Source organism: Paraburkholderia fungorum (assembly GCF_046027215.1).
Lineage (GTDB): Bacteria > Pseudomonadota > Gammaproteobacteria > Burkholderiales > Burkholderiaceae > Paraburkholderia > Paraburkholderia fungorum_D.
The window spans coordinates 3,008,669-3,022,891 of sequence record NZ_JAQQEN010000001.1 but is presented as its reverse complement, the minus strand read 5'-3'; the positions used below and the strand labels follow the sequence as shown (position 1 = coordinate 3,022,891).

Annotated in this window: 11 protein-coding genes; 4 read left to right on the top strand and 7 right to left on the bottom strand. The window is 63.6% G+C overall.

Going from position 1 to position 14,223, the window contains the following annotated elements; all coding sequences use genetic code 11:
• Positions 1-13 precede the first annotated feature (13 nt).
• Positions 14-2,272 carry a DNA repair helicase YoaA gene (gene yoaA, locus PQR27_RS13400; RefSeq protein WP_408524116.1) on the top strand — a complete coding sequence of 753 codons (2,259 nt, stop codon included), beginning with the start codon at positions 14-16 and terminating at the stop codon, positions 2,270-2,272.
• 146 nt (positions 2,273-2,418) lie between these two features.
• Here yoaA and PQR27_RS13395 read toward each other — a convergent pair whose 3' ends face one another.
• On the bottom strand, positions 2,419-2,688 hold the full coding sequence (locus PQR27_RS13395) for a hypothetical protein (RefSeq protein WP_408524115.1): 270 nt from the start codon (positions 2,686-2,688) through the stop codon (positions 2,419-2,421).
• A gap of 232 nt (positions 2,689-2,920) precedes the next feature.
• Positions 2,921-4,162 carry a JmjC domain-containing protein gene (locus PQR27_RS13390; protein WP_408524114.1) on the bottom strand — a complete coding sequence of 414 codons (1,242 nt, stop codon included), beginning with the start codon at positions 4,160-4,162 and terminating at the stop codon, positions 2,921-2,923.
• Between the two features lie 32 nt (positions 4,163-4,194).
• On the opposite strand from PQR27_RS13390, the gene PQR27_RS13385 reads away from it, so the two are divergent.
• Positions 4,195-4,737: an FKBP-type peptidyl-prolyl cis-trans isomerase gene (locus tag PQR27_RS13385; protein ID WP_408524113.1), complete on the top strand. Its 543-nt coding sequence runs from the start codon at positions 4,195-4,197 to the stop codon at positions 4,735-4,737.
• On the opposite strand, the gene PQR27_RS13380 is transcribed toward PQR27_RS13385, so the two are convergent.
• From PQR27_RS13380 to PQR27_RS13365, 4 genes are all read right to left on the bottom strand, one after another.
• The gene (locus PQR27_RS13380) at positions 4,717-6,027 is read right to left on the bottom strand and encodes a hypothetical protein (RefSeq protein WP_408524112.1); all 1,311 of its coding nucleotides are present in this window, start codon (positions 6,025-6,027) and stop codon (positions 4,717-4,719) included. The two genes, PQR27_RS13385 and PQR27_RS13380, sit on opposite strands and share 21 nt — an antisense overlap.
• Positions 6,014-8,701: a DNA mismatch repair protein MutS gene (mutS, locus tag PQR27_RS13375; protein WP_408524111.1), complete on the bottom strand. Its 2,688-nt coding sequence runs from the start codon at positions 8,699-8,701 to the stop codon at positions 6,014-6,016. Before mutS ends, PQR27_RS13380 begins: the two co-directional genes overlap by 14 nt.
• 137 nt (positions 8,702-8,838) lie before the next feature.
• Complete coding sequence (lplT, locus tag PQR27_RS13370) at positions 8,839-10,137, bottom strand: lysophospholipid transporter LplT (protein WP_408524110.1); 1,299 nt, start codon at positions 10,135-10,137, stop codon at positions 8,839-8,841.
• A gap of 225 nt (positions 10,138-10,362) precedes the next feature.
• Positions 10,363-11,166 (bottom strand): inositol monophosphatase family protein, encoded by an 804-nt coding sequence (locus PQR27_RS13365; protein WP_408524109.1) that lies wholly within the window; start codon positions 11,164-11,166, stop codon positions 10,363-10,365.
• A gap of 333 nt (positions 11,167-11,499) precedes the next feature.
• On the opposite strand from PQR27_RS13365, the gene PQR27_RS13360 reads away from it, so the two are divergent.
• Positions 11,500-12,336 carry an RNA methyltransferase gene (locus PQR27_RS13360; protein ID WP_408524108.1) on the top strand — a complete coding sequence of 279 codons (837 nt, stop codon included), beginning with the start codon at positions 11,500-11,502 and terminating at the stop codon, positions 12,334-12,336.
• A gap of 213 nt (positions 12,337-12,549) precedes the next feature.
• Complete coding sequence (gene cysE / locus PQR27_RS13355; protein WP_408524107.1) at positions 12,550-13,383, top strand: serine O-acetyltransferase; 834 nt, start codon at positions 12,550-12,552, stop codon at positions 13,381-13,383.
• A 19-nt stretch (positions 13,384-13,402) separates the two neighbouring features.
• Here the strand turns inward: cysE and PQR27_RS13350 are convergent, their stop codons facing one another.
• Complete coding sequence (locus PQR27_RS13350; protein ID WP_408524106.1) at positions 13,403-14,200, bottom strand: UDP-2,3-diacylglucosamine diphosphatase; 798 nt, start codon at positions 14,198-14,200, stop codon at positions 13,403-13,405.
• Positions 14,201-14,223: the final 23 nt, after the last annotated feature.

The following is a 14,223-nucleotide window of genomic DNA, read 5'->3' as shown; positions in this document are numbered from 1 at the left end:
GGAAACGCTTGCCTTGAATTCACCGCTTGAACCTTCATCCCGTGCCACGGCGGCCGACGACGCTTCAGTACTGGGCGTGCCGGCGCCGCGTGCTCCTTCGTCCGCGCTGAGCGCGGCGCTGAATCCACGCCGCGTCGCGGAGCTTGACGACATCTTCGCCGACAATGGGCTGCTCGCCCGGCAGATCGACGGCTATCGCTCGCGCGCTTCGCAGATCGAAATGTCGCGCGCCGTCGCCGCGGCCATGGAAGCATCGGGCCGTGCGATGCCCGAGCCCGCCATGTTCGAGGCGCACAAGCGCCCGGCGCGACGATTGCCGTCCGCGGGCGCGGCGGACGCCGCCGTTGAAGCTTCCGCTGCTGAGGAAGCGACCGGCCTCGACGGCAGCGAAAATACGCTGATCGTCGAGGCGGGTACGGGCACCGGCAAGACCTACGCCTATCTGGTGCCGGCCATGCTGTGGGGCGGCAAGGTGATCGTCTCAACCGGCACCAAGCACTTGCAGGATCAGCTCTTTCAGCGCGACATCCCGACCGTGCGCGACGCGCTCGCCGTGCCGGTCTCGGTGGCGATGCTCAAGGGCCGGGCGAACTATCTGTGCCATTACTACCTGCAGCGCACCGCGGATAACGGCCGACTGCCATCGCGCCAGGAAACCTCGTATTTGCAGGACATCATCCGCTTCGCCAAGATCACGCGCACCGGCGACAAGGCCGAGTTGGCGAGCGTGCCGGAAACGGCGGCGGTATGGTCGATGGTCACCTCGACACGCGAAAACTGTCTTGGTCAGGAGTGCCCACATTACAAGGAGTGCTTCGTGATGCACGCGCGCCGCGAGGCGCAGCAGGCCGACATCGTGGTGGTCAATCACCATCTGTTTTTCGCCGACATCATGTTGCGCGATACCGGCATGGCTGAACTGCTGCCCACGGCGAACACCGTTATTTTCGACGAAGCGCATCAATTGCCGGAGACGGCGACGCTGTTCTTCGGCGAGACCTTGTCGACTACGCAATTTCTCGAGCTTGCGCGCGATTCCGTGGCCGAAGGTCTGGGCCACGCGCGCGAAGCGGTCGACTGGGTGACGCTGGGCTCGACACTCGAACGCGCTGCACGCGACGTGCGACTCGCCTTCAAGGAAGACTCGGTGCGTCTGTCGATCGGCCAGTTGCCCGACGACCACCCATTGTTCCCCGCACTCGAAACGCTCGAGACTGAACTCGATGCATTGTCTTCCGCGTTGGCCGGTCAGGCCGAGCGCGCCGAATCGCTTGGTGCGTGTTTGCGTCGTGCGCGTGAACTGCAAGGCGTGCTCGCGGGCTGGACCACGCCGCCCACTGAGGCCGAACGCGAAGCCGCTGAGGCGAGCGCGGCCGAGGCCAGGGCCGAACGCGCCGATCCCAATGAAAAGGTCCGCTGGATCGAAGTTTTCTCACATACCGTGCAACTGCACGAGACGCCGCTATCGGTAGCGCCGATCTTCGCGAAGCAGCGCGCCGGCGTGCCGCGCGCGTGGATCTTCACGTCGGCGACGTTGTCCGTGCGCGGCGACTTCACGCACTACGCTGCGCAGATGGGCCTGAACGCGAAGCGCTCGATGACGCTGCCGAGTCCTTTCGACTATCCGACCCAAGGGCTTCTATACGTGCCGCGTAATCTGCCGCAGCCGTCATCGCCCATGTTCACCGACGCCGTGTTCGACGCCGCGTTGCCCGCGATCGAGGCGTCCGGCGGCGGGGTGTTCATGTTGTGCACGACGCTGCGCGCGGTCGACCGCATCTCAAACAAGTTACGCGACACGATCGAAGCGCGCGGCTGGGATTACCCGTTGCTCGTACAGGGCGATGCGAGCCGCACGGAATTGCTCGATCGGTTCCGCTCATATGGCAATGCCATTCTGGTGGGCAGTCAGAGCTTCTGGGAAGGCGTGGACGTGCGTGGTGATGCGTTGTCGCTGGTGGTGATCGACAAGCTGCCGTTTGCACCGCCGGACGACCCGGTGTTGTCAGCGCGGCTCGATGCGCTCACCAAGAAAGGCTTGAGCCCGTTTGCCGTTCATCAGCTGCCGCAGGCCGTGATTACGCTGAAGCAGGGCGCAGGCCGTCTGATTCGCGCTGAGACCGATCGCGGCGTGCTGATGATCTGCGACACACGTCTCGTCGACAAACCGTATGGGCGCCGTATATGGCAGAGCCTGCCGCCATTCAAACGCACACGTGAGATCGAAGTGGTGCGTGAGTTCTTCGAAGAGAACGCAACGCCGGCTCAATGAACGCTTCAATACGCGCCGTTATAAAAGCGGCGCTTAAATGACAAAACGCCACGGATGTGAATCCGTGGCGTTTTGCTTTACTGCCCGGGAAATCGGAGTGATTTCCCGATGCAGTTCTCGCCCAGAGGCGAACCCTATGCGACAGCTTACTGGCTTGCGCCCGAAGCCGGAGCTGCGGTAGCAGCATCGCTCGCAGCAGCAGCTGCGCCCGAAGCAGCGTCCGTAGCCGAAGCAGCAGCATCGCTCGCAGCAGTAGCCGCACCCGAAGCAGCAGCAGCCGAATCCGAAGCTGCAGCAGCCGGTGCCGAAGCAGCAGCTGCGTCGCTAGCCGGGGCAGCGGCTTGATCGTTGCTCTTGTTGCATGCAGCCAGTGCCACAGCTGCCAACAGGGATGCTACGAGGAGGGATTTCTTCATGATCACGTCCTTTTATGGTTAAAGGTAAGCAACAGCGCAAATAATACCGGTAATGTGCTCCAACACCGACCAAGGCCGCTGGTGGAGGCGCTCTTTTTTAGCGAGCGCGAATCTTCCCTACGGCTTGGGCGGAAATTATATGCACTTTCGTACTGACAGTCGATCAATCCGGGGTCAATACGTTGTCTTTCTCATACAAAATTTCACAGTACGGTATAACACGCAGGCAGAGTTACGCAAGCTCGCCCACTTGTATCCAGCCCGCACAATACCACTCGTGCAGCAGTGCTGTCACCGACGAATCGTGTGAGAGTGTTACAAAGCGTTTCGCACTCATACACCGGTGGTCAGCGAGATCAAACAACCATTTTTTTGCGCCTGAAAATGATGTTTTCTCTCCATTTACGAAGAAAAAACGGCGGTTGTACAACAAATTGGTTTTGCGGTCCAGCCGCACGCCCGACTTCGACGCCTGGCTAATGAAACGGGCCTCGTTGAGCGGTCGCTGCGGCGGATCGAAGACGACGCTCGGCTTGGGTTCGCTGAGATACGTACCAAGGAACGACGCAATGTCCTGCTCATTCCATTTGACACCAGCAAGGATCGCGCCAACCCGTTCGACGAGCGCCGCGGGCAACTCCGCCGGATGGTCCACGGCAGGCTGCTGCGGATCGCGGTAGAGCGCGTCAGGGCGCACCGCCGCGTCGCCGCGCTCGGCCAGATGGTAAAGGAACTGGCCGGTGAGTTCGCCGGCCGACGGCGCGCGAAAGCCGATCGAGCAGGTCATGCATTCGCCTTCCGCCACACCGTCGTGGGCGATATGCGGCGGCAGGTACAGCATGTCACCCGGCTCGAGCAGCCATTCCTCTTCGGCTTCGAAATGCTGTAACACTTTCAAAGGCAATCCCGGTTGGAGCGACAGATCCTTCTGCGCACCGATTCGCCAGCGGCGCTTGCCTTTTACTTGCAAAAGAAACACATCGTATGAATCGAAGTGGGGGCCAACGCCGCCGCCATCGGTCGCGTACGAAATCATCAGATCGTCCAGACGCGCATCCGGCACGAAGCGAAAGCGGTCGAGCAAGGCGCGCGCACGATCGTCGTGGAGATCGACGCCCTGTACCAGCAGCGTCCATGCGCGTTGCTTGACCGACGGCAGTTCGTCGGGCGCAAATGGGCCGTGCTCGAGCTGCCATTTGTTGCGAAAGTGCGTGATCAGACGCGCCTCGACTTCGTCCTGATCGGCCAGTTCGAAAAACTCGTCGCGCGAGAGCGGCGCCTCGATGTTCGGGATTGCCTGACGAATGAGAAGAGGCTTTTTCTGCCAGTACCGGCGCATGAATTGCGACGGCGTCAGATTGCCGAGCAGCGCTGTGGGTGTGTCCGGCGAAGGCGGGCGAACCGGCGTGGAAGCCGACGAAAAATTCCGAGCCGAAGCTGCGTCGGCCGGGTGGTCAGTGGGCCGCTTGGGCATCGTATAATGTGAGTTGTATTCTGGAGAATCGAATGAAAATCGCAAAGAACACCGTCGTGTCGGTCGCTTACAAGCTGTCGGATGCGCAGGGCAATCTGATTGAAGAAAGCGACGAGCCGATGGTCTATCTGCACGGCGGCTATGATGGCACGTTCCCCAAGATCGAGGAAGAGCTCGACGGCCATGAGGCCGGCTTCGAGACCCAGATCCAGCTCGAGCCGCAAGACGCATTCGGTGAGTACGACCCCGACCTCGTGAAGATCGAGCCGCGTAATCGCTTCCCGGAACCGCTCGAAGTCGGCATGCAATTCGAAGGCACGCCGGAAGAGGGCGATGAGGATCTCGATTCGCTCGTCTACGTGGTGACCGACGTTGCTGAAGACAAAGTTGTGCTCGACGGCAACCATCCGCTCGCGGGCATGGCGCTGCGTTTCGCACTGACGGTCAAAGACGTGCGTCCGGCCACTGAAGACGAAATCCAGCACGAACACGCGCATGGCGCTGACGGCCTGGAAGTCCTCGACGAAGACGACGACGAAGACGAAGAGGACAAGTCAGGGCCCACGCTGCACTGAGCTTGCGGGCGCGCTGGGATTAGCAGCCGCTCCCGGCGCGCCCGGTGTAACAGGCATCAATGCGCCTGGCGCGCGCGGCAGCGTGGTTGAAGCGGGCACATTCCCGTTTTCGTCCAACGGCGGTTGCGTCGGCGTTTGCAGTAACGGTGGCAGCTCAGACGCAGGGCCGAGCGCCGGCACCGCCGGCATCGATGCTGCGGGTTCTTCGCGCGGCGCCGCCGGCTGCGTCGTCGGCATCGGCATTTGCTTCGGCACGTCGCGCATACTCACGCGGAACGGCGGTTTCCTGCCGAGATCCGCTTCAATCTGAATCCACTGGTTAAGACGGTCATGCGGCGCGAACGCGACCCGCGTGAGGTTCGTCACCAGCATCCCTTTGTCATTGCGCAGCGGCTGATCGATCACGAAGCCGGCGCTCGCGCGTTCGTCGTCGCAATGAATCACCAGCACCGGCCCGCGAAAAATCTGCGCGAGTTTGACGAGGCTGCGTTTGAATTCCAGAAAGCCGTCGCGACGCGTGTTGCGCGTAAAACGCAGCCATGCAAAACGGTCGGGGCGTTCGAAACGCTCCGGATCGAAGTCGCCTTGAATGAACACGACAATCGTGCGCGCGTCGCGGCGTTTCGCATATTCGCCGGCGTGTTCGAGCCAGAACGCATTGGCGATCACGCGATCTTCGAATTCACCGTTGCGGCCGCCCGCAGTCAGATAGTGATTATTCGGACTCGGCGCGTTCAGGCCGACGAATACGGTATCGCCGACTTGCCAGCGCACGTTCTCGCGAAACGGACGAAAGCGCGACACTTCACTTTCACGCGTCAAGGCAAGCGGGTTCTGACCCATGGATGTCGGGTCTGCGAACAGGGTCTGGCGCAATTGGTCGAGCCGCTCGACCGGATCGAAACCGCCTGCTTCTGTTGTGCCACAGTCGGCCCAGTCGTGCTGGCCGGGAATAAAAAAGAGCGCAGGCCGGGCCGTTTCGAGGAGCGTGTGGCGGCGCTCGTACAAGACGTCACGACAGGCTTCTTTGGCGCCCTTCAGGTTGCCGTCGTAGACGATGAACGACACGTCACGGTCGCGGCTGATCGCGTCGATCAGCCGTTGCGTGGGGGCTTCGTCGGCGGGGCTTTGCAGGGTGCCGGCGATGACCGCGAACACATAGCGCGGCGCTTCGGCATGTGCGGCGGGCGCGAACCATCCGGCACCGCCCGTGAACGTCAGGGCAAGGCTCAGCGCCGCGCAAAGTGTGCGCGGGCGCTGCGAAGGTCTGTGTGCGTCAATGATGCGCATCCGGCGCGGCGGCCAGCTCGTGCAGTTCGTACAGCAGATCGAGCGCTTCGCGTGGACGCAGATCGTTCGGATCGATGGCGCGCAGACGCTCGACGAGCGCCTGTATGGCTGGCGACGCCGCAGCCGCATCTGCGCTGGACTCGCGTTCGTCGTCGGCGTCTTCGAGCAGCATCGGCAGGGGCGCGGCGAACAGATCGAGTTGCGGCGCGGGTTGCGCTGCCGATTGCTGTTCGAGATGCGCTAGATGCTTGCGTGCCGCGCGAATCACCGCGTTCGGCACACCAGCCAGTTGCGCGACCTGCAGGCCGTAACTCTGATTCGCCGGACCTTCGCTGACGGCGTGCAGGAACACGATGCCGTGCCCATGCTCGACCGCGGAGAGATGCACGTTGGCCGCATGCGGAAACTCGGCGGGCAACTGTGTCAGCTCGAAGTAGTGCGTCGCGAAGAGCGTATGGCAGCCGTTGTGCGAGAGCAGATGCCGTGCGATCGCCCAGGCCAGCGCGAGGCCGTCGAACGTAGACGTGCCGCGGCCAATCTCGTCCATCAGCACCAGACTTTGTGGCGTCGCGTCGTTCAGAATCGCGGCGGCTTCCGTCATTTCGACCATGAAGGTCGAACGGCCACCGGCCAGATCGTCGGCCGCGCCGATCCGCGTGAAGATGCGATCGATCGGCCCGAACGCCGCGCGCTGCGCCGGCACATAGCTGCCGACATACGCAAGCAGCGCGATCAGCGCGGTCTGCCGCATGAAGGTGGACTTACCGCCCATGTTCGGGCCGGTGATCAACAGCAGTTTGCGCTCGGGTGTAAGCGTACAGTCGTTGGCGATGAACTGCTCGACCTGCGCCTCGACAACCGGGTGCCGCCCCTGTTCGATTTCGATGCCGGCGGTGGGCGAGAACGTAGGCGCGACCCAGTCGAGCGCGCGGGCACGTTCGGCGAATGCGGCCAGCAGATCCAGTTCGGCAAGCGCCGCGGCGACTCGCTGGCAATCCGCGATAAACGGCAGTAGCGCCTGCAGCAACGCGTCGTACAGCGAGCGTTCGCGGGCCAGCGCGCGTTCCTGCGCGGACAGCGCCTTGTCTTCGAAAGTTTTCAGTTCCGGCGTGATGTAGCGCTCGGCGTTCTTCAGCGTTTGACGGCGGCGATAGTCGTCCGGCACCTTGTCGGTCTGGCCGCGCGTGACTTCGATATAGAAGCCATGCACCTTGTTGTATTCGACACGCAGATTGCCGATACCGGTGCGCGCCCGTTCGCGGGTTTCGAGGTCGATCAGGAACTGCCCGCAGTTCTCCGAAATATCTCGCAACTCGTCGAGTTCCGCATCGTAACCACGTGCAATCACGCCACCGTCGCGCACCATCGCGGCAGGCTCCTGCGCAACCGCGCGCCTCAGCAACTCGACGCAGCCCTGCGGCGGCTCCAGCGACGCATCGATGCGCGCAAGCGAATCCGCACTCGAGGAAACCACGGCGAGTTGCGTGCGCAGTTCGGGCAGGGCGATGAACGTATCGCGCAGGCTCGACAGATCGCGAGGGCGCGCCGACAGCAACGCCAGGCGCCCGGTAATCCGCTCGATGTCGGAAATCTGCCGCAACGCGCCGCGGAGCGTTTCGACGCTCGCGCCCGGCGGCGCGTCGAGCAAGGCGCCGATGGCCTGTTGACGAGCCTGCGCCACTGCGGATTCGCGCGGCGGATGATGCAGCCAGTGACGCAGCAAACGGCTGCCCATGGTCGTGCAGCAGGTGTCGAGCAGCGAACACAGCGTGGGCGATTCGGTGCCGCGCAGCGTTTCAGTGAGTTCGAGGTTGCGGCGGGTGGCGGGGTCGAGGCCGATATATTCGGACTCGTACTCCACCTTCAGACTGCGCACGTGGCGCAACTGCTGGCCTTGCGTGGCCGCCGCATACAGCAGCAAGGCGCCGGCCGCGCCGCATGCGGCAGTCAGCGAATGCGCGCCGAAACCGTTGAGGCCCGCCACCTCCAGCTGATCGCACAGGCGCTGCGTGCCCGACGCAATGTCGAAGTGCCAGACCGGCACGCGGGTGAGGGCACCGGCATTGACCGGCGGCGTCCAGCTCGCTGAATCAGTGGGGGTATCGGCCACCAGAATTTCCGCGGGGCGAATCCGTTCGAGCGCGGCCGCCACCTGATCGGGGGCGACTTCCGCGAGACGCAATGCACCGCTCGCCAGATTCAGCCACGCAAGTCCGACGCTCGTCGCGACGCCGCGGCGGTTGTGCGCCACGCACATTGCCAGCAGATAGACGTCGTTCTTGTCGGACAGGAGTGCGGCATCGGTCAGCGTGCCGGGTGTGACGACGCGCATCACCTTGCGCTCGACCGGTCCTTTCGAGGTGGCCGGATCGCCGATCTGTTCGCAAATCGCCACAGATTCGCCAAGCTTGACGAGCTTCGCCAGATACTGCTCGACCGCGTGATGTGGCACGCCCGCCATCTTGATTGGATTGCCCGCGGACGCGCCACGCTGTGTCAGCGTTAAATCGAGCAGGCGTGCAGCTTTTTCCGCATCCTCGAAGAAGAGTTCGTAGAAGTCGCCCATCCGGTAGAACACCAGGGTGCCCGGATGATCCGCCTTGATGCGCAGATATTGCTGCATCATCGGCGTGTGTTGTGCGACGTCATTGGCCGCTGCGGTTTGAATGCCCATCCTCGGTGTCTTCTTGCGTTAGCTGTTCAGGGCGTGAGTTTAACCTGCCGGCGCGGTGAGCGGACCCTGGCCGGACGGACGATCCGTCAGGCCAACCACCCGCCGTTGCACAAAGCCTTGCGCGGGCGCAGCCACGCTCATTCTTCGACGAGCGCCCGCATATCCATCGTGCGTTCGTTCACCGCGCTGCGCCGTTTGGCGAGCCACATCATGAATGTGATGAAACTGCCGAACACGACGATGATCCACTGCGCCGGCATCTTCGCGGTCAGCAGTAGCGCATACACGCCGAGCATCAGGAGCACGGCCAGATTCTGGTTGAAGTTCTGCACCGCGATCGAATGCCCCGCGGAGAGCAGGGTCGCGCCGCGATGCTGGAGAATCGCGTTCATCGGCACAATGAAAAAGCCGGATAGCGCGCCAAGCAGGATCATCAGCGGATAGGCGAGCAGGATATAGATCGGCGCGACGTACGTGCCGATGCGAATGCCCGCGCCGGCCGGAAACAGATCCTTGTTGTAGAACGCGACCGCGATCGCCACCGCGCCCGTGAGGATGCCGACCGGCAGTACACGCAGTGAACTGCGCAACGGGATCAATGCCGCCGCGGCCGCCGCGCCGACCGCGATGCCCAGCCCTGTCACGCCCTGCATGACGGCCGCCTTCGAGAGCGACAGCCCGAGGTTCACATTGGCCCATTTGAGCACCAGCAATTGCAAGGTGACCGCGCCGCCCCACATCAGCGTCGTGACCCACAGCGCGATCTGCGCGAGCTTGTCGGCCCACAGCACGTTGAAGCAGTGATAGAAATCACCGACCAGCTTCTTCGGCTCGCCGAGCAGGTTCGGATAGCGCGCACCGGTGTCGGGGATAAAGATGTTGATCGCGGCGGCGATCGCGTAGGTCACCATCACCGCGAACATCGCCAGATCGGCGGAGGAGCGGATCAGCGGCAGATGCGCGTGGGCGACGAACTTATCGGCGAAGGTGCTGATCAGCGCGCCGCCGACCATCGTGCCGACAATGGTCGACAGGACAGTGGCCGATTCGAGCCACGCGTTCGCCTTGACGAGTTTTTCCGCTGGCAGCAGTTCGGTGAGAATGCCGTATTTGGCCGGCGAATACGCGGCCGCGCCGAAGCCGACCACGCCGTACGCGATCATCGGGTGGACGCCGGCGATCATCATCAGGCAGCCGCTCGCTTTCAGCGCATTGGAAACAAACATCACGTGCCGCTTTTGCAGCGCATCGGCGAATGCGCCGACGAACGGCGCGAGCAACACGTAAGAAACAGTGAAAAAGATCTGCAGGAGCGGCGTGACCCACGCGGCCGAGCGGATCACCGAAAGCAGCGCGATGGCGGCGATCAGCAGGGCATTGTCCGCAAGCGACGAAATGAACTGCGCCGCGATGATTATGTAGAAGCCTTTTTTCATGAAGCGGATTGGAGGCTGCGCGGAAATCTTGCGCGGAAATCCTGCACAGAGCAGGGCGCGACAGAAACGCGCGAAACACACCCCGCGAAGCGGGCGCGCGCCGACGCGGCTTCCCGCTTTGTAGCACGAACGCCCACGGCATGCAGGCTTGCAAACGAAAAAGCGGCCGAAGCCGCTTTTTTCCTGCGCTGCACGCTCCGGCCCGATGAACGCTGGCCGCGGACCTTAAGCCGATTGCTGACGGGTACGGCTGTAACGCGACAGGATCGGGATCATCTGCGCGTACACCTTCGGATTGCCCGCGACAATTTCGCCAATGTGCAGGAAGTCCGAATCACCCGTGTAATTGCCGACCAGGCCGCCCGCTTCCGTGATCAGCAGGCTGCCCGCGGCGACGTCCCACGGATTCAGGCCTTGCTCGAAGAAGCCGTCCATGCGGCCGGCCGCGACGTTCGCCAGGTCGAGCGCGGCCGCGCCCGGGCGGCGCAGGCCCGCGCAGGCTTCGGTCATTTCAGCGAACTGGCGGCCGTATGCCTCGATGCCGTCTTTTTCGCGAAACGGGAAGCCGGTGCCGATCAGGCCATCGGCCAGACGGTCGCGCTTGGCCACGCGGATGCGGCGATCGTTCAGGAATGCGCCACGGCCGCGCGACGCGGTGAACAGGTCGTTGCGGGTCGGATCGTAGACCACGGCCTGGGTGATGATGCCCTTATGCGCGAGCGCGATGGACACGCAGTAATACTGGAAGCCGTGGATGAAGTTGGTGGTGCCGTCGAGCGGATCGATGATCCACTGATATTCGGATTCGTTATCCGACTTGCCGGATTCTTCGGCGAGGATCGCGTGGTCCGGGTAGGCCGTCTTCAGCGTATCGATGATCGCCGCTTCAGACGCTTTGTCGACCTCCGTGACGAAATCGTTGTGCTGTTTCTTGCTGACCTGGAGCAGATCGAGGTCGAGCGACGCGCGGTTGATGATCTGCGCTGCGCGGCGCGCGGCCTTCACAGCGATATTGAGCATGGGATGCATGAGACTGGATCCTTGTGCCGGGGCAGCACGGCTGCGAACCGGTAAATGAGCGCCTATCAAGCGAGCGCGAAAACAGCACGGAACGCACGCCCGGCAAAGGACTCGGTGCGCATTCCGCCGACGGAGACGAATTGGATAAGAACGAGCGCCCATGCAAAGCCGGGCGCGAATATTGGTATTTTACCTGAGTCCGGGCGGCTCGGGCAGCGCCTGCTACCGGGTGCCGGGTAGCGCTGCGCTCATGGCGTGGTTTTGCGGGCCATCCGTAAGCAATTCGAAGCCGGCGCGGGGTTGGCGCTACCATACGCGTTCTTTAGCTTGCCGGATTCCACCGTGGACCACACCCACCACTCTTCCGACCCCACCGTAGCGGAACTGCGCGGCGGCTTTACCTCGACGCGCTTTGTGCTCGTCGAACCGAGTCATCCTGGTAACGTTGGCGCCACGGCGCGGGCGTTGAAAACCATGGGCTTCTCGCGCCTGGTGCTGGTGTCGCCACGCATCCCGCACGTGCAAACCGACCCGGAAGCCATCGCGATGGCAAGCGGCGCGGACGATGTGCTGGCGTCCGCCCATGTCGTACCGACGCTCGCCGACGCGCTGAGCGGCGTGCATTGGTCGATCGCGCTGACGGCGCGGCTGCGCGAATACGGGCCGCCGCAGTTGACGCCGCGCGCGGCGGCGGGCGTCGCGCGCGAGCAGGCGGTGCATGGCGAGATCGCGCTGGTGTTCGGCAACGAGCGCACGGGGTTGTCGAACGAGGATGTCGAGCGTTGCAGCGCGCTGGCGCATATTCCGGCCAATCCGGCCTACAGTTCGCTCAATCTTGCGCAGGCCGTGCAGGTTCTGTCGTATGAGTTGCGCACGATGTATCTGTCGGCGACCGACGCCGCGCCCGCAGGGAGCCAGGTCGCGCAGGCCGGCGCAGGGCAGGGCGAGCCGGTCGGCGCGCGGGCGGCGAGCGACGAAATCGAAAGCATGTATGCGCATCTGGAAAGCGCGCTGGTCGCACTCGAGTTTCTCGACCCGGCTAACCCGAAGAAGCTCATGTCGCGTTTGCGGCGCCTGTTCGCGCGTTCCGGCCTGGAGCGGGAGGAAGTGAACATCGTGCGCGGTATCGCCAAGCATATTCTGCTGAAGACCCAACGCCCAGGCGGTGACGCCTCCTAGCGCGCACGGGGGCACGGTCGCAAGGCGGCGCTGGCACAGGCGCCCCGGCCTGACGACCTTGCCGGCAGCGTGGGCTTCCGGCAGGTTTTCCGCAATCGCCCTACAATCGCTCGAAACGTTCTAAGCAAAGCTGCCGGTCTGCTATGCGGCAGTCATACGCCGCGCGTGGTTTGCCGCGCCGGCGGTGTTCACTCCCACAATCACGTCCCTGCCATGTTCACGAGACTTCGCGAAGACATCGCCACGATCCGCGAGCGCGATCCCGCCGCCCGCAGCGCCTGGGAAGTCCTCACGTGCTACCCCGGTTTGCACGCGCTCGTGCTGCACCGGCTCGCGCATGCGTGCTGGCGCGCGAAGCGCCGCTGGCTGGCGCGCTTCATTTCGCAGATGGCGCGCTTCATGACCGGTATCGAAATCCATCCGGGCGCAACGGTGGGCCGCCGCGTGTTCATCGATCACGGCATGGGCGTCGTGATTGGAGAAACCGCGCAGATCGGCGACGACTGCACGATCTACCAGGGCGTGACGCTCGGCGGCACGTCGCTGACGCGCGGCGCCAAGCGGCATCCCACACTTGAGCGCGGCGTGATCGTCGGGGCGGGGGCGAAGGTGCTGGGCGGCTTTACGATTGGCGCGGAAGCGAAGATCGGCTCGAACGCGGTGGTCACCAAGCCAGTGCCGCCACGCGGTACGGCCGTGGGCAATCCGGCGCGGATCATTGTCCCGGCCGCGGCGGCCTCGGGTTCAGCCATGCCTCAGACAGACGCGAGCGGTGCGCCGCGCGACGCGAAACGCGCGACCGAACGCAGCGCGTTCTGCGCCTACGGCATTACGCCGAATGCGGACGATCCGGTATCGCTGGCGATTCATGGCCTGATCGATCATGCCGCCACGCAGTCGAAGCGCATCGACGAAATCGTCGATGCAATGGAGCGGCTGGGCACGAGTCTGGAGGGGCTGCAAGGCGCCGATGCGGCGTTGCTCGATCTGCGGCGTCTGTCGGCCGCGATTGCGGGCAAAATGGAAGGCGTGGCGGCGGAGCGGTGATGCGCCGAAGCGCGCTGGCTCAATCCAGCGGCAAGGCGCGAATCCCTTCGGCGTCGATGCGCAGATAACCGCCACGGCGCTCGCCGTGGTCGAGATCCCAATCCGGCAAGACCCAGCGCGTGCCCGCTGGCTCGCGATGGCGTGCCGGCCGGTGCGTATGTCCGTGAATGATGGTCGCCGTTTTCGACGACTTGAACAGCGCGGCCACGCCCTTGGGTGTCACGTCATACTTTGACGATACCGGGCGAGAGCGTCCTTGCTCGCTTTTCGAGCGCATGCGCTCCGCGAGCGCCTGACGCCAGCGAAACGGCCATGCGAGAAACAGCATCTGCGCGAAACGGCTGCGCGCGAAGCGCCGGAAGCGCTGATAGCCGCGATCCTCGGTGCATAGTCCATCGCCGTGTGCGAGCGCGATGCGCGTGCCGAACGCGGTGATCACGAATGGATCGGGCAGCCAGATTGCGCCGGCCGCCTTCATGAAGCGCTTGCCCAGCAGAAAATCGCGATTGCCGTGCATGATGTAAAGCGCGATGCCGCGCTCCGTCAGCGTGTGCAGCAGTGCTGTCATGCGCGCGACGAACGGATCCGTGAGCATGTCGTCGCCGATCCAGTACTCGAACAGGTCGCCGAGAATGAACACCGAATCGGCCTGCCCAGCGGTGACGCGCACGAAGTGCTCGAACGCGGCGACCGTGTGCGGGATCGCCTCGCTCAGATGAATATCGGAGAGGAAAAAAAACGGGCGTGCGGCGTGCGGGCGTTTGCCCTCGCCAGGCACGCCCGCGGCGACGCTTCGCAGCGGCGTTTCTTGCAGCATTGAAGGTGCCTGATGTCAGTTCA